This is a genomic window from Acinetobacter baylyi DSM 14961 = CIP 107474 (assembly GCF_000368685.1).
GTDB lineage: Bacteria > Pseudomonadota > Gammaproteobacteria > Pseudomonadales > Moraxellaceae > Acinetobacter > Acinetobacter baylyi.
In genome coordinates, this window is sequence record NZ_KB849625.1 from 1 (window position 1) to 16,984 (window position 16,984).

The 16,984-nt window shown below is 40.7% G+C and carries 13 protein-coding genes and 4 tRNA genes; 11 read left to right on the forward strand and 6 right to left on the reverse strand.

Annotation, left to right across the window (positions count from 1 at the left end; translation table 11 throughout):
- Positions 1-1,855: NADPH-dependent 2,4-dienoyl-CoA reductase (locus F952_RS02005; RefSeq protein ID WP_004921383.1), on the reverse strand; the 1,855-nt coding region annotated here is incomplete at its 3' end.
- Positions 1,856-2,203: 348 nt separating this feature from the next.
- Positions 2,204-3,118: a DMT family transporter gene (locus tag F952_RS02010; RefSeq protein ID WP_004921386.1), complete on the reverse strand. Its 915-nt coding sequence runs from the start codon at positions 3,116-3,118 to the stop codon at positions 2,204-2,206.
- 126 nt (positions 3,119-3,244) lie between these two features.
- Between F952_RS02010 and F952_RS02015 the strand changes: the two genes are divergently transcribed.
- The 11 genes from F952_RS02015 to F952_RS02065 all read left to right on the forward strand — a co-directional run bounded on the left by F952_RS02015 (position 3,245) and on the right by F952_RS02065 (position 11,880).
- Entirely contained in the window at positions 3,245-4,105 is an 861-nt protein-coding gene (locus F952_RS02015) for a LysR family transcriptional regulator (RefSeq protein ID WP_004921390.1), read from the forward strand.
- Between the two features lie 200 nt (positions 4,106-4,305).
- The gene (argG, locus tag F952_RS02020) at positions 4,306-5,646 is read left to right on the forward strand and encodes an argininosuccinate synthase (RefSeq protein ID WP_004921393.1); all 1,341 of its coding nucleotides are present in this window, start codon (positions 4,306-4,308) and stop codon (positions 5,644-5,646) included.
- 196 nt (positions 5,647-5,842) lie between these two features.
- Positions 5,843-6,877: a dihydroorotase gene (gene pyrC, locus F952_RS02025; protein WP_004921413.1), complete on the forward strand. Its 1,035-nt coding sequence runs from the start codon at positions 5,843-5,845 to the stop codon at positions 6,875-6,877.
- Positions 6,862-7,527, forward strand: coding sequence for a ribonuclease T (rnt, locus tag F952_RS02030; protein ID WP_004921415.1), 666 nt, complete (start codon positions 6,862-6,864; stop codon positions 7,525-7,527). The genes pyrC and rnt overlap by 16 nt, the downstream gene beginning before the upstream one ends.
- A gap of 18 nt (positions 7,528-7,545) precedes the next feature.
- Positions 7,546-7,621 (forward strand) — tRNA-Glu (locus tag F952_RS02035).
- Positions 7,622-7,910: 289 nt separating this feature from the next.
- Positions 7,911-7,986 (forward strand) — tRNA-Glu (locus F952_RS02040).
- A 126-nt stretch (positions 7,987-8,112) separates the two neighbouring features.
- Positions 8,113-9,531, forward strand: coding sequence for an amino acid permease (locus F952_RS02045; protein WP_004921417.1), 1,419 nt, complete (start codon positions 8,113-8,115; stop codon positions 9,529-9,531).
- Between the two features lie 127 nt (positions 9,532-9,658).
- Positions 9,659-10,567, forward strand: coding sequence for a lipase family protein (locus tag F952_RS02050; protein ID WP_004921419.1), 909 nt, complete (start codon positions 9,659-9,661; stop codon positions 10,565-10,567).
- A gap of 113 nt (positions 10,568-10,680) precedes the next feature.
- Positions 10,681-11,580, forward strand: coding sequence for a hypothetical protein (locus F952_RS02055; RefSeq protein WP_004921421.1), 900 nt, complete (start codon positions 10,681-10,683; stop codon positions 11,578-11,580).
- Positions 11,581-11,703: 123 nt separating this feature from the next.
- Positions 11,704-11,779: transfer RNA gene (locus F952_RS02060), tRNA-Glu, on the forward strand.
- Between the two features lie 25 nt (positions 11,780-11,804).
- Positions 11,805-11,880, forward strand: a tRNA-Glu gene (locus F952_RS02065).
- 96 nt (positions 11,881-11,976) lie between these two features.
- On the opposite strand, the gene F952_RS02070 is transcribed toward F952_RS02065, so the two are convergent.
- The 4 genes from F952_RS02070 to yejB all read right to left on the reverse strand — a co-directional run bounded on the left by F952_RS02070 (position 11,977) and on the right by yejB (position 16,970).
- Positions 11,977-13,221 (reverse strand): NADH:flavin oxidoreductase/NADH oxidase family protein, encoded by a 1,245-nt coding sequence (locus tag F952_RS02070; RefSeq protein WP_004921423.1) that lies wholly within the window; start codon positions 13,219-13,221, stop codon positions 11,977-11,979.
- 101 nt (positions 13,222-13,322) lie between these two features.
- On the reverse strand, positions 13,323-14,936 hold the full coding sequence (locus F952_RS02075; protein ID WP_034709753.1) for an ABC transporter ATP-binding protein: 1,614 nt from the start codon (positions 14,934-14,936) through the stop codon (positions 13,323-13,325).
- Positions 14,893-15,903 carry an ABC transporter permease gene (locus F952_RS02080; RefSeq protein WP_004921430.1) on the reverse strand — a complete coding sequence of 337 codons (1,011 nt, stop codon included), beginning with the start codon at positions 15,901-15,903 and terminating at the stop codon, positions 14,893-14,895. The genes F952_RS02075 and F952_RS02080 overlap by 44 nt, the downstream gene beginning before the upstream one ends.
- The gene (gene yejB, locus F952_RS02085) at positions 15,903-16,970 is read right to left on the reverse strand and encodes a microcin C ABC transporter permease YejB (RefSeq protein WP_004921433.1); all 1,068 of its coding nucleotides are present in this window, start codon (positions 16,968-16,970) and stop codon (positions 15,903-15,905) included. Before yejB ends, F952_RS02080 begins: the two co-directional genes overlap by 1 nt.
- Positions 16,971-16,984 lie beyond the last annotated feature (14 nt).

Sequence of the window (16,984 nt, forward strand, 5' to 3'; positions counted from 1 at the left end):
ACAGTTGGTCATGTCCATCCAGCTCAATCCATAAGCCCTCATTAGTCACTGCTTTGTATTGTACACCCCGCATCATTCTAACTGCATGTTTTTTCAGTTGTGCACGATGTACCCAACCCGATGTTTTCCCTAAACCAACGCCCAATGGGCTTGTTTTTCGCTGTAATAAATAGATCTGGCGTACAGGCGGTTCAAGCTCTGTAGGTACTAATCCACCTTCGGTAATATAGTCTGGCATCGGGTCGATTCCCCACTCACGCTGCCATTGCGCTAACGGTTGTGGCTGTGGTTGATGCTCTGGTCTAAGTAGAAACTCTGAAACATCAAAACCAATTCCACCAGCGCCAATCACAGCCACTTTATGGCCAACAGAAGCTCCTTTAAGAACCTCGGCATAAGATAATACTTGAGGTGCATCACTTCCTTGAATTTTGAGCTGCCGTGGTATAACCCCAGTCGCGACAATGACCTCATCAAAACCTTCTCTTTCTAGCTGTTCACGATTTACGCGCGTATTCAAGCGTAAATCTACGCCTGTTTTTTCAATTTGGACTTTAAAATATCGAATGGTTTCATGAAATTCCTCTTTACCAGGTACAACTTTTGCCAAATTAAACTGCCCCCCAACGTCATGAGAAGCTTCAAATAATGTGACTTGATGTCCACGACTCGCTGCAACTGTTGCAGCAGACATGCCTGCAACACCACCACCCACGACTGCAATTTTCTTTGGCTTTTTAGTTTTGATATAGGTGAGTTCGGTTTCATACGCTGCTCGTGGATTGACCAAACAGGTCGCGCGTTGGTTTTTAAAGGTATGGTCCAAACATGCCTGATTACAGGCAATACAAGTATTGATTTCATCGACCCGATTGGTAGCCACCTTGGTCACCCAAAAAGCATCTGCCAGTAAAGGGCGTGCCATCTGAATCATATCGGCTTTACCAGTTGCAAGAATATTCTCTGCCACATCTGGCATATTAATCCGGTTAGAAGCAATGACTGGAATAGTGACATGCTGCTTTACATAAGCGGTATAATCTACAAATGCTGCACGTGGTACAGAGGTCACAATGGTAGGTACACGCGCCTCATGCCAGCCAATTCCTGTATTTAACAGTGTGACACCCACCTTTTCTAAAGCTTTAGCAACAATAATGACTTCCTGCATCGTGTTACCGTCATGCACCAGATCCAACATGGATAAACGAAAACTGATGATAAATTTTTCACCGACCTTTTCTCGAATTGCCTTTACAATTTCAATTGCAAAGCGCATGCGATTTTCGATAGCCCCACCCCAACGGTCTTCACGTTGATTGACATGACGGCTCAAAAACTGATTGAGCAAATAGCCTTCAGATCCCATAATTTCTATGCCGTCATACCCTGCTTTTTTTGCCAGTTCACTACAACGCGCATAATCTTCAATTGTGTCCAGAATATTTTTTTCGGACATCTGACGTGGTTTGAACGGAGAAATTGGAGATTTAATTGGACTCGCAGAAACGATAAAAGGCTGATAACCATAACGCCCAGCATGCAATATCTGCATGAGAATTTTACCCCCATGCTTGTGTACTGCATGAGTGACTAAACGATGATGCGGAATATCGGCCAATGAATTCATGGTTCCACCCGCAGGCAATAGCCAACCTTGACGGTTTGGTGATATTCCACCTGTAATAATTAAACCAACGCCTCCTTTAGCACGTTCACCAAAGTAAGCAGCGAGTTTAGGATAATTATAGAAACGATCTTCTAAGCCCGTATGCATAGAGCCCATCACAACTCTATTTTTAATTGTTGTAAAACCAAGATGTAAAGGTTTTAAAATATGTGCATAGCTAGTCATGATGAATCCTTGAAATGTTATTGGCTTTGCAACTTGTTGCATAGTACTTTAATACTTTTTTGATTTGTTGGGATGACCTTGCTTCTTTTTTTGCGTGTTGAAATTGTCAATAGATCAATCGAATTATTTAGATAATTATGGTGCCCTCGTTTGTTTGAACATTTTTAAAATAGGTCGAAATGAATGTGTTCGATCATTTTTAATCTTCTACGTATATCCATTTATGTACAAGCACTTTAATAGAAAAAGATCAGCCATATTTCACAATATGACTGACCAATTGTAGGTATATATTTTAATTTCTGTGTAAGTCCATATGGGCATGAATCATTTTTTAGCTTGCTTAAATCATTTAGGGCAGCGGCTATATTGCATTGATGTTTTTTGATGAGTTAAGGTTAATGCACTCATCACAATTCCCATACAGATAAAAGCTGCACCAATCACGATATTCAGCGTTAAAGCTTCATGCCATATCAATGCACCAAACAACAGGCTTAAGATAGGAATACACATGATTGAAATAGATGCGACGAAGGTATCGACCTGACTCACAATCCAGTTCCACAGTGCAAAAGCAAAACCTGTTCCTATAATTGCAATATAAATCAGCAAAGATTCATTTAAAGGATTTAACCACACCTTCGCATCTACTGGCTCAAAGCTTAAAGCACCTATAAACACAACAACCCCACCCAGCAAGAGCTGCCAAATGGTCAATTTAATTTTGTCGTAAGTGGCAAAGTATTTTTTGATATATACCGTAGACATTGCCCAAAATAATCCTGAACCAATCAACATGATCTGACCCACAAGAGACAAATTCAAACCCAAATGATGAAGTTGTGGCCACAAAATCGCAATCAACCCTAATGTACCTAGAATCAAACCGAATATTTTTTGTCGAGTAAGATATTCATTCAAGAAGTAATGTGCCAATACTCCAATGAAAATCGGCATAGTAAAGACCAATACCGCAGAAAGACCTGAGTCAACAAATTGCATGGCAAAAGTCTGAGTTGTATAAAAGCCTAAACAGACCATAGCACTCAATATCATCAAACGCGGCCATTCATGCCGTTGTGGCATCACCGATTTTTTCATCACGCGCTGAACCAACATCAACGTGAGCGCGGCTAGAATGAGTCGTGTAGAAATGAATAAAAACGGCGGGAAAACTTGCAGACTATGCTTGACCAAGCCCCATAAAGATCCCCATACCAGACATAACAGGATAATGGCACTGATGACCCGAATATTCACGTATTTTACTCAACGCATAAAGATTAAACTGATTGTATAAAATAAATGACATCATGAATAATGTTATGTTTTAATAGATACATCATTTTTTTTGATGTCTATGCATCTTCATTTGAGAATCATGCCATGAATATTGATATCAGTGACATCAGATCATTTATTACAGTGGCGGAGCTCAAAAGTATTACGGCTGCGGCACAGAAGTTGAATTATTTACAGTCCAACATGACCGCCAAAATTAAAAAAATTGAAAATCATTACAATAAACAGCTTTTTATACGAAAACCGAAAGGTGTGGAACTCACAGTGCCTGGTATAAATGTATATCAGCAGTTTAAAAAGATGCTCTTCACTTGGGAAGAAACTGAAAATAAAATTCAGCAGCACGATAATGTTCTTCGCTTTGGAACCAATACCAGCTTGGGAGGTATGCGCTTTTATTCATCGTTCAGTCAACTTTATCAAGCTTACCCTGATCTGAGCATCACCATGAAAACAGGCGCTACAGGTTATATTGAAGAAGAAATTCTGAATGGAAATCTTGATATTGCTTATGTACTTGGACATCCCAAACAGAAAAACCTGCAATACATTCAAAAAGCAGAGGATCAACTGGTTCTCATTGGGAAAAACGTGATTAATCATGAGAATATACAAGATTGTCTTGATCATCAAAATATTCTTTTTGCTTCAGAACAGTGTTGTTATGCCACGATTCTTGACAACATTTATACAGATTACAATTTAACCAAAGGTGAGTTGACGCATATTTATGATCATGAGGCTTTGATTCACTTTAGCCAGCTAGGTATGGGAATTTCCATGATCGCAAAATCTTTAGTCAAAAAATTTAATATTCAATACTATCGAGAAGTCCCTGAACTCTACCGAAATATTGGTTTATATCTGATTTCCCGAAATAACCATGTATTCACTCCTATTGAAAAACAATTTATCGATTTAAATAATGCTTTAGAGAAAGTCTAATCATCGGTTTTCTCTATTTTATCTTTGGGTTAAATAACAAAATCTGTATGTCCCCACCAAACTCAACAAGGAGATTTAATTTTTTTTCCACTCAAGATATTCAATGCTCAGAAAAAATAAAATAAGTGCTACAATACATACCATTCCGAATTCTCAAGACCCTCGTTTCAGGTCTTTTTTTATAAACGTTAGGATTAGTAATGACTGATAATGCAACCATTTTGCAGCATGTACCAGTAGGTAAAAAAGTGGGTATTGCCTTCTCTGGTGGTCTGGATACTTCAGCTGCTTTATTGTGGATGAAACAAAAAGGCGCAGAACCTTATGCATATACTGCAAACTTAGGTCAGCCAGATGAAGACGACTACGATGCGATTCCAAAAAAAGCAGAACAATACGGTGCAGTTAAAGCCCGTCTGATCGATTGTCGTTTACAGCTTGCGCTTGAAGGTATTGCAGCAATTCAGTGTGGTGCATTCCATATCAGCACAGGCGGTGTTCCTTATTTCAATACGACACCACTTGGCCGTGCTGTTACAGGCACAATGCTTGTGACTGCCATGAAAGAAGATGATGTCAATATCTGGGGCGATGGTTCGACCTATAAAGGAAATGACATCGAACGTTTCTATCGTTATGGTCTACTCACCAATCCAAACCTAAAAATTTATAAGCCTTGGCTTGACCAAACGTTTATTGATGAATTAGGCGGTCGTGCGGAAATGTCACAATTTCTAATCGACAACGGTTTTGACTATAAAATGTCAAAAGAAAAAGCGTATTCAACCGATTCAAACATGCTGGGTGCAACTCACGAAGCCAAAGATCTTGAATACCTCGATGCAGGTATCAAGATTGTAGATCCAATCATGGGTGTTGCTTTCTGGAAAGATGAGGTTGAAATTCAACCAGAACAAGTCAGCATTACCTTTGAAGAAGGTATGCCTGTGGCATTGAACGGTCAACGTATTGAAGATCCGGTTGAGTTCATTCTTGAAGCAAACCGTATTGGTGGTCGTCATGGTTTAGGCATGTCAGATCAGATCGAAAACCGTATCATCGAAGCTAAATCTCGTGGTATTTATGAAGCTCCAGGTATGGCACTTCTGCATATTGCCTACGAACGTCTTGTGACAGGTATTCACAATGAAGATACCATCGAACAGTACCGTATCAATGGCTTACGTTTAGGTCGTTTACTTTACCAAGGTCGCTGGTTTGATTCACAGTCACTTATGCTTCGTGAAACTGCACAGCGCTGGGTTGCAAAAGCCATTACAGGTACAGTAACTCTAGAGTTACGTCGCGGTAATGATTACACCATCATGAACACTGAATCTCCAAACCTCACGTATGAAGCTGAGCGTTTAACCATGGAGAAAGGTGACTCAATGTTTAGTCCAATGGATCGTATCGGTCAATTAACCATGCGTAATCTGGATATTACCGATACTCGTGCAAAATTAGGTATCTATACAAATTCTGGTCTGCTTTCTATTGGTCACGGTTCTGCTGTACCTCAGTTAGAGACTAAGAAATAATCATCTTTAAATGATCCAAATAAAAGCCGTCTATTGATGGCTTTTATTTTTTAAAGAGCTCATACGTCTCGGAATGCATCATGTAATGCACCTATCATGATCGCAATCTGCTTTTAACGTGAATTACAGACAATTCAAGTTACCATTTTTAGCCTAATTGGATTATCATCTGTTTTATTTTACAGCCTGAATACCCTTGGACACGATTACTCTTTTACAGCCAGATGATTGGCACGCACATTTACGTGATGGTCTTGCCCTTAAACGTACCGTTCCAGATTTAGCTCAACAATTTGCCCGCGCAATTTGTATGCCAAATCTTGTTCCACCCGTAAAAACTGTAGATGAAGCTGAAGCCTATCGTGAACGAATCATGGCGCATGTTCCAGAGGGTGTACATTTTGATCCGCGCATGGTGCTTTATTTTACTGACCATACTTCACCAAGTGAGGTCAAGAAAATTAAAGACTCTGCCCATGTCAATGCGATCAAGCTTTATCCTGCGGGTGCAACCACCAACTCAGATAACGGCGTAAGTGATATTCGTAAAGTATATGCAGTGATTGAACAGCTTGAAGAACATCAGGTTCCTCTTTTATTGCATGGTGAAGTCACCCATCATCACGTTGATATTTTTGATCGTGAAAAGCGCTTTCTAGATGAAGTTCTTTCCCCGCTTCTCAAACAGTTTCCAAAACTTAAACTGGTACTTGAACACATCACCACCAGTGAAGCTGCACATTTTGTACTCGAACAAGACCGTAATGTCGCTGCAACCATTACACCACAGCACTTACTCTTCAACCGCAACGATATGTTGGTGGGTGGAATTAAACCACATTTCTATTGTTTGCCAATTTTAAAACGCCAAACACATCAGCAAACACTGATTGAAGTGGCGACCAGCGGAAATCCTAAATTTTTCTTGGGTACAGACAGCGCACCCCACTCAAAAAATGCCAAAGAAAATGCATGTGGTTGTGCAGGCTGCTATAGCGCACCAACAGCGATTGAGCTCTATGCTCAAGCATTCGATCAAGTCAATAAAATTGAACGTCTAGAAGGCTTTGCAAGTCATTTTGGCGCAGATTTTTACGGTTTGCCACGTAACACCAATACCATTACCCTGGTCAAGGAAGATCAGATTATTCCTGAACAGCTTGACTATCTGGATGATGAAAAGATTATTCCACTTTATGCAGGAAAAACCATTCAATGGAGAAAAGTGTGACACAAGAAAATGCCACCCCTCCTGTGATTGGTCAGCGTTTCCGTGGCTTTTTACCTGTTGTTGTCGATGTCGAAACAGCAGGTTTTAATGCCCAGACTGATGCACTTCTTGAAATTGCATGCATCCCTATCGTTTATAACGAACAGGGTTTATTTGTTCCAGGTGAATCTTATCATGCGCATATCAATCCTTTTGAAGGCGCTAATCTAGATCGTCGTTCGCTGGATTTTATCGGAATCGATCCATTTAATCCGATGCGAATTGCGATGGCAGAAGATGAACGCAGTGCATTAAAACGGATTTTTAAATCCATTCATGAGGTACGTAAGCAGCAGCAATGTACACATGCTGTTTTAGTGGGACACAATGCTCACTTTGATTTAGGTTTTTTACAGGCTGCGATTGCACGTACTAGTACCAAAAACCAGAATCCTTTTCATAGTTTTTCTGTATTTGATACGGTCACATTAAGTGCAGTCATGTTTGGCCAAACCGTTTTGGCCAAAGCCTGTATACAAGCTGGCATTGATTTTGATGGCAAAGAAGCACATTCGGCGTTGTACGATACACAAAAAACTGCTGAACTGTTTTGCTATATTTTAAACAAACTCTCTCCACACCTACTTGACACTTTCCTGGCGGATCAATAAGATACCGCCATCCTCAACGTCCCTATCGTCTAGAGGCCTAGGACATCGCCCTTTCACGGCGGTAACCGGGGTTCGAATCCCCGTAGGGACGCCATCTTCTTTTTCTTTGTTTTTAGGTTATACCGTTCGTCCTGTAAGAGATGAGTGTCGTATGCATATAGTAAAGAAAGTCAATATTACGTCCTGCTGCATTATATTTTTATATTTCATTTTAATCTTCAAACTAGCCCTCTACGATCTCCTTATCTCGTAGGTATTCAATCCCTAACTTATTTTGTTACTCTCCGCTATTTTTTAAACAATCAATCTCTTTTTTCGATATTTTACTCAAAAGCAAATTGACACAAAAGTTCAAACTCCCTATTATACGCACACCTCGCAACGTCCCTATCGTCTAGAGGCCTAGGACATCGCCCTTTCACGGCGGTAACCGGGGTTCGAATCCCCGTAGGGACGCCATATCTACATTTTCTCTCTCAAACCAACGCTTCTATCTCATTGATTATTCTTTGAGTGTTCTCAGATTGCACATTTTGGTTTTTTCTCTAAAATAGCGCTCTTCTTTCATCTTGATGTGTTTTGTCTATGCCGCCAGAATCCACAGATACAAAAGTGCTCGATAGTGCTGCACCCTTAAAACGAGCCATGAGTACCCGTCATTTGGTTATGCTGTCATTAGGCGGTGCGATTGGTACAGGGTTGTTTCTTGGTTCAGGGGAAGTCATTACCCAGACAGGGCCGATTGGAGCAGTGATTGCCTATATGCTTGGCGGTTTGATTGCATATATGGTGATGTTATGTCTGGGTGAACTGGCCGTACACATGCCTGTATCAGGATCTTTCGGCGCTTATGCCAAAAAATACATCGGGCCAGGCACAGGCTACATGATTTCATGGGTTTACTGGCTCACATGGACAGCAACGCTGGGTACCGAATTTACAGCCGCTGCATTACTCATGCAGGAATGGTTTCCTCATACATCGATGTGGATCTGGACTATTATTTTTGCCTTGACTATTTTTGGGCTAAATTTAAGTTCCACACATATTTTTGCCGAATCAGAATTCTGGTTATCATTGGTTAAAGTCCTCACTGTCATTAGCTTTATTATTCTTGGACTATTGGCTATTTTCGGGATTATTCATTTTGAGGGACATGCCTCCGCACCACTGTTTAGCAATCTGACCAGTCACGGCTGGTTTCCACAGGGTTTGATGCCAATTTTTGCAACAATGCTGATTGTAAATTTTGCATTTTCTGGAACTGAACTAATTGGTGTGGCAGCAGGCGAAACCAAAGATCCTTCTATCAATGTACCAAAAGCCATCAATGCTGCCATCTGGCGTCTGCTGATCTTTTTCGTTGGAACCATTGTTGTTATAAGTGCTTTATTGCCCTATGATCAGACTGGCCTCGGCGGTCATAACGTCAGTAATAGCCCGTTTGTAACTGTGTTTCAATATATTGGTATTCCCTATGCAGATCATATTATTCGCTTTGTGATTATTACCGCACTCCTGTCAGCAGCAAACTCTGGTTTGTATGCCGCATCACGCATGATGTGGTCTTTATCAAATCAACGCCAGCTTCCTTCTGTCTTTTCAAAGCTAACGGCCAGTGGCACCCCCATTATTGCCTTAGTGGTTACCATGTTTGGCGCAATTCCTGGCTTACTCTCGGAGCAATTTGCACCTGAAACGATTTTTAAGAATCTTTTGGGCGTGGCTGCATTTACCATGGTGATTGTATGGATGAGCATCTGCTTAAGTCAGTTTAATTTCAGACGGCACTGGTATAAACAAGGCTATCACGCCAAAGACTTAAAATTCGCAGCTCCCCTGTTTCCAATTTTACCCATTTTAGGCTTCTTGTTTTGTTTGATTACTGGACTAAGTATGGCGAAAGATCCAGAAATGTTGCCTGGTTTTATTGGATGCTTAATTTTTGTAGCGTGTTGCTATTTGAGCCACTACATATTTTATCGGGAAAAAAGCAAGCTGTGATAGATACACACAAGAACCTCGGAAAAGTGTAGCAAAATCGCTACACTTTTCTTTGAATAACACTGGTTTAAATGCCGAATCACCTGTAAATTTTGAATTAACATAAGAATAAATTATTAAGATCACGATGAAAATTGTCTTTATACATGGCGCACATCAACAAAATATAGATGCAATACAGCTTGAACAGTATTGGTTAAATATTTTTCAGCTTGGTCTTAAACAATCTGATTTGGAGATGAGCCTAGAGGGTGTCGATGTTTCTGTACCCTATTATGGTGATCTTCTGTTACAACATACCTACAGTCATGTCCCTGTTGAGCAGGTTGGATTCACACATGCCTGGCAAAGCTGGCACCTGCCTTTTCTACCTCAAAATCCGCCACAAACGATACAGAACGATCAAACACTCATTTCTTTACTGACCCAGGACGAACAGCAGCTTAACTTAAGCTCCAAGCTCTACCTTTTATCGCATTTGGCAAAAGATCGATTATTGAAAGAGTTTGTGATGTTACTCAGTAAATTTCCTAAACTCCATGAAAGTGTGATTCAAAAACTCATTATAGAAGCCTACCTATATCTGGCAAATCCAGAGTTTATGCAGGATGTACATGACAGAATAGCGGCTTCTTTTGATCGTGATGAGGACTATATTGTTGTTGCCCATTCTTTAGGAACCATCATTGCCTATAACCTTTTACAACAACTGAAACATATTCGTGTACAACGCTTTATTACGCTGGCTTCACCACTGGCATTTCGTGTTATTCAGTCTAAACTCATCAATCCCATCACTAGACCCAATAGCCTGACAGGGGACTGGTTCAATTTTTATTCTCATGAAGATTATCTGAGCACATTCCCCCTAGAACACTCTCCTTTTAATTTTCAACCCGCCATTATTAATCAGGGGATTTCAACTTTTGTGCATAAGCCACATGAAATTTTAGGTTATTTACAACATCCATCTGTTATACAAAGCATTATTGATCCTATCTTCCCAAGCCCTATGCGTTATTTGGATTATGGCTAATTTATTCGATTCAAAGCTGCTAACCAATGGATTAAGATCAATAGAAAATATCGACGATTATCAAATTTTGCAGGACTGATTCAAAACTAACACTTATAAGAAGATAAGATGCGATGAATATTGTATTTATACATGGCATGAATCAACAGCAATTCAATGCACTCTCATTACGTAAGCACTGGTTAAATATCTTTCGCCAAGGGCTGAAAAAATATCATTTGCCATTTAATTTTGATATACATCAATTACATTTTCCATTTTATGGTGATTTGCTTACACAAAGTCATCTCAGTAATACTTTTGATCTGGAAACTTTTTTACCTAAATCGCTCCTTAACTTTCATCTCCCTGTTCATTTAAATATCCACCATACTACAATTGAGCATCAAGCATCTCTGAGTACTTTGCATCCAGACCACATCAATACCAAATCCATCAAAAAGCAATTACACGAAGAAACCATGTTGATTAAAGATCGATCTCTCAAAGAGCTTATGATCTTACTGAACCACTTTCCTAAATTACATGAAAGCCTTATTCATCAATTTCTGGTAGAAACGTATTGTTATCTGGCCAACCCACAATTTATGCATAACGTCCATCAACGTATTCTGCTTGGCATACCATCGCAGCAACCCTGCATTGTGGTTGCACATTCGCTGGGGTCTGTGATTGCTTATAATCTATTGTGCAACATGAATGCAGATTCGAATATTCAGTGCTTTATCACATTAGGATCACCTCTGGCCTTTCGTGTTATTCAGCAACGCTTGAGTATGCCCATTCACTATCCAGAGTCACTGCATGGACGATGGTATAATTTTTATTCGCACGATGACTTTTTAACGGCTTTCCCATTACAAAAGCCACCTTTTGATTTTAATCCGCCTATTTTTAATCAGGAAATTTCGACCTCTGCCCTACACCCACATCAAATTATGAGTTACTTACAACACCCCGATGTTTTGAAAACCATTCTGAAAGTATGCTGTCCATTTGAAAATACGGGTTAAATATCATACTAATATCATTAAAATGAATTATTTTTAATCGTTCAAAAGTAAAATACAGTTTTTTTGCCGAAAACAATTTGACAGTATTATGAAATCAACCTAATATACGCCCACCTCTGAAACGTCCCTATCGTCTAGAGGCCTAGGACATCGCCCTTTCACGGCGGTAACCGGGGTTCGAATCCCCGTAGGGACGCCAATTTTCAGATACTGCCTCACTATAAGTCCCTATCGTCTAGAGGCCTAGGACATCGCCCTTTCACGGCGGTAACCGGGGTTCGAATCCCCGTAGGGACGCCAAATTCGATCACTATGATCATCAGTAAGCCTCACAATTGTGAGGCTTATTTGTTTGTAGTTTTAAATCCTACCCAATACAAAACTGTACTTTATGGCTTATGCCGATTTTCTAGAATTAATTCGACCTTGTATCAACGCCTTCACATTACCTTTGGCATAGTTTAAAAATACCAATAATGGTGATAGTTTTGGATTTGGCTTTTTCCCCTTACCAATCGCTTTAAACTGCGCCGCATACCAAATAATTTCCATAACTGCCATTTTGTCTACAAACGGCACTCCAGTTTTAATGGGTTTCACTGCATATTTAACGTCTTGCCCCGCAATCAGCCGATGGGTTAAATCTGTTTCTACCGCAAAAGGACGTGCAATTCCAATAAAATCACATGCACCGCTTTGTAATGCTGCATTCATCCCCTCTACACTACGAAAACCTCCGGTCACCATCAGTTTACATTGCACAGAATCTCGAATTTTCTCGGCAAATTCTAAAAAGTAAGCCTCCCGTGCAATCGTACTCGCTTTACGCTTTTCTGCTTTGACACCTGCCATTGCAGGAGCTTCATAAGTGCCTCCAGAGACTTCAATCAAGTCAATTCCTGCCTGATCAATTGCTTTGAATACCGCAATGACATCTTCTTCGGTAATGCCACCACGCTGAAAATCGGCAGAATTCAGTTTTACCGAAATAATAAAATTCTCTGAAGTCGCTGCGCGTACAGCATGATAAATTTCGAGCAGAAAACGCATTCTATTTTCAATTGAACCACCCCATTGATCTTGGCGCTTATTGGTCAGTGGTGATAAAAACTGGCTGATTAAATAGCCATGTGCACCATGAAGCTGTACACCTTCAAAACCAGCCTTTTCACATACACGCGCAGCATCGGCAAAGCGCTGAATAATATCTAATATTTCTTCATGATGTAATTCGCGCGGAGTCGCAAACATGGTCGCTAGCATGGGGCTAAATGGCACAGCAGAGGGAGCAACTGTTTCCTGATTTAGGCCTTTCGGACATTGACGACCTGGATGTGACAATTGAATCAACTGCACCATGCCATATTTTTTCCCAATATCCGCCCATTTTTTTAAGCGTTCCAGATCACGCTCACTTTCAATCGCCACTACACCAGGTTCATTTTTGGCACGCAAATCAACCATCACGTTGCCTGTGATGGCACAACCCAGCCCTCCTTGCGCCCAAGCCTGATACAAGCCAAAATGCAAATCATTAGGTTGACCTGCACGATTGGCAAGCGCTTCACTCATTGCCCCTTTAATAATGCGATTTTTGAATGTGACATTTCGTATTGTGATTGGCTCAGCGATCTGACTCATAAAGATATCCGACAGAAATAATTAGGTTATTTATTTCAATCTAAATCAATAGAAATGACTGTCAAGCGCAAACCGACAAATTGACAATACAAGTTGTCAATTTATTTATACTGGCTCGCTTGAATGAGTTGACGTGTATAATCTGATTGTGGAGATTCAAATAATCGTTCGGTCTGTTGATATTCAATCACTTGTGCATGCCGCAGTACCATAACATGCTGGCACAATGCACGTATGACCTGCAAATCATGACTGATGAATAAATAGCTTAGATTTTCTTGCTGTTGTAAATGTCGCAGTAGTTTTACAATTGCACGCTGGGTTGTACGATCAAGTGCAGATGTCGGTTCATCCAGAATAATCAGTTTAGGCTGTAACACCAGCGCACGTGCCAAAGCCACTCGTTGTCGTTGACCACCAGAAAGTTCATGTGGGTAGCGTCGCTTAAACTCGACAGGCAGCTCAACTTTTTGTAATGCTTGTTCGATGCGTAATTGTCGCTCAGCAATGGCTATGTGTTTAAGTTCTAGCCCCTCCCCAATGATTTGCTCAATATTCATACGTGGGTTTAAGCTACTAAAAGGATCCTGAAAAACAATTTGTAGATTTTGCCTTACAGATCGAAGTTGCTTTTCTTTCAGCCGATTAATATCACGACCCAGAAAAGTAATTTCTCCATTACTCTCTATAAGTCGTGTAATCGCAAGTGCCAATGTCGATTTACCTGAGCCACTCTCTCCTACAATTCCAAGTGCCGCACCTTGTTGAATGGTGAGATCGAGTGCTTGCAATGCCACAAAATAATCTGTCACTCGATTTAGCAATCCAGACTTGATTGGAAACTTAACTTCAAGTTTTTGAACTTCTAAAATATTTTCAGTCTGATCTATTTTTGCTAAAGCTTTTCCGAAATCATGATTGAGTAAATGTCGTGTATAACTGGTTTGAGGCGAGTTAAACAGCTGTGTAACATCTGCATGCTCTTCTACTTTGCCTTGATTCATCACCACCACCTGATCGGCATAGTGCTTAACCAAATTTAGATCATGGCTAATCAAAATCATCGACATTTTACGCTGTTGCTGCAATTGCTTGAGTAAATTCAGAATTTGAGATTGTAGACTGACATCAAGTGCTGTTGTGGGTTCATCTGCAATCAATACATCAGGTTCCAGCGCCAAAGCCATTGCGATCATGACGCGCTGGCGCTGACCGCCAGACAGCTCATGAGGATAACGTCTAAGTTTGGAGCGCGGTTCAGGAATTCCTACATCATTCAGTAAGGCAATTACTCTGTCACGTACCTGTTGCTTTGACCAACCACGCAGTAATAGTGCTTCACCAATAATCTTTTCAACGCGATGTAAGGGATTAAGCGCAGTCATGGGCTCCTGAAAAATCATGGCGATTTTATGACCACGAATTTGCTGTAATTGGGGTTGATTCAGTTTAAGTAAATCATGGCTCTGGAATTTTGCCTGTCCAGAAACAGTTAACTGCGGAGGAAGTAACCCCAGCAAAGCCAGACTACTGATTGATTTTCCAGAACCACTCTCACCCACGATGGCAAGCGTTTGACCCTGATATAAGTTAAAGCTGAGATCGTGCACCAAGACTTGCGAAGAAGTGTGCGCAATATGCAAATGCTCAACAGAGAGTACAGGTAAAAGATTATTGTCTTGGATCGAATGCGTCACGTGTCGCTTCTCCCACATAAATCAGTAATGACAAGACCAGCGCCAGAGTAAAAAACCCAGACATGGCAAGCCATGGTGCTGTTAAATTATTTTTTCCCTGTAATAGTAGCTCTCCCAATGAAGCAGCATCTGGCGGTAAGCCATATCCTAGAAAGTCCAGTGCGGTAAGTGCGGTAATATTGGCTGTTAGCATAAATGGCAACTGAGATAAACTTGAACTCATGGCATTGGGTAAAATGTGCCGAAATATAATGGTTCGATCTTTTACACCCAACGCTCGTGCAGCACGTACATAATCAAGATTACGGGCACGTAAAAACTCAGCCCGCACTAAACCCACCAATGCAGTCCAGCCAAAAAGCAGCATAATTAAAAATAACCAATACACATTGGGTGTAAACATACTGACTAGAATCATGACCATAAACAACATTGGCAAACCGCCCCACACCTCAAGAAGCCGTTGCCCAATCAGATCAATCCATCCACCGTAATACCCTTGTATCGCACCCACAAAAATACCCAGCAACGCAGAGAAAAAAGTGAGCGCAAATCCGAATAAAAGTGACACACGAAGACCATACAAAATGCGCGCTAGAACATCACGTCCTTGATCATCTGTACCAAGCCAGTTCTGTGCGGTGGGTGGAGATGGTACAGGAACTGCCAGATCCAGATTGGGTGTCTGGTATGAAAATGGAATAAGTGGCCAGATACTCCAGCCCTTGGCATCAATCAATTGTTGAACAGCAGGGTCTTTATAATCTGTCTCTGTTTCAAATACGCCGCCAAAAGTTGTTTCTGGGTAACTTTGCATGACAGGAAAATAATAAGATTGCTGATATTTCACGATCAGAGGTTTGTCATTTGCAATCAATTCTGACATTAAGGACAAAACAAAAATGATGATAAAGATAATAAAACACCAGAAACCCAAACGATTTTGCTTAAACCGTTTGATTCGCTCTTGCATCAATGGAGACATTATTTTGCTCCTCTTGATTCGAAATTAATGCGAGGGTCAATGATCTGGTAAAGCACATCACTGATCAGTCTTAGCACCAACCCCAATAAGGTAAACAAAAATAAAGTACCAAAAATCACAGGATAATCACGCTGGGTAATCGCTTCAAATCCAAGCAAGCCAATTCCATCAAGGTTAAAAATAATTTCGATAAACAGATTACCGACAAAGAAAATTCCGACCAATGCTTCAGGAAGTCCAGCAATGACTATCAACATCGCATTACGAAAGACATGCCCATAAAGCACTCTGTTTTCGCTCAATCCTTTTGAACGCGCCGCGAGCACATACTGTTTGTTAAGCTCTTCCATAAATGCGTATTTGGTCAGATAGGTGAGTCCCGCAAATCCACCCAATAACATGGTAACAAGGGGCAATGCCATATGCCAAAAATAATCTTTGATCTTCGCCCACATTCCCAAACTTTGGAAATTATCAGAAACCAAGCCTTGTAAAGGAAACCACTGAAAATACGATCCCCCTGCAAAAAATACAATCAGCACCACACCAAATACAAACGTCGGAACAGCATAGCCTACAGCAAGTAGCATTGAGGTAGATTTATCAAACAACAAGCCATGTTGTTTTGCTTTTCGAATACCTAACGGAATGGACACCAAATAAATCAGCAAGGTACTCCACAACCCCAAAGAGACAGTGACAGGCATTTTCTCATAAAGTAACTGTGTCACGGGTTTATCTTTAAAAAAGCTGGTTCCAAAATCCAGTGTTAAATAACCTTTAAGCATGATCCAGAACCGTTCTGGTGCGGATTTATCAAAACCATACTGTGCCTTGATTTTATCGACCATTTCTGGAGTAAGCCCACGTGCCCCTTGATAATGCGTATCTGTCGCTACAGAAACTGTTTCCCCTCCACCCTTAAGGCCAGGAATACTTTCTGCTTGCTGAATGGCCTGCTCAACAGGGCCGCCTGGTGCAATTTGCACCACAATAAAATTGATCAACAAAATGAGAAAAAGTGTCGGAATAATCAGTAGAAGCCGCTTGATAATGTATGTACCCATCGCTCGATATCCTT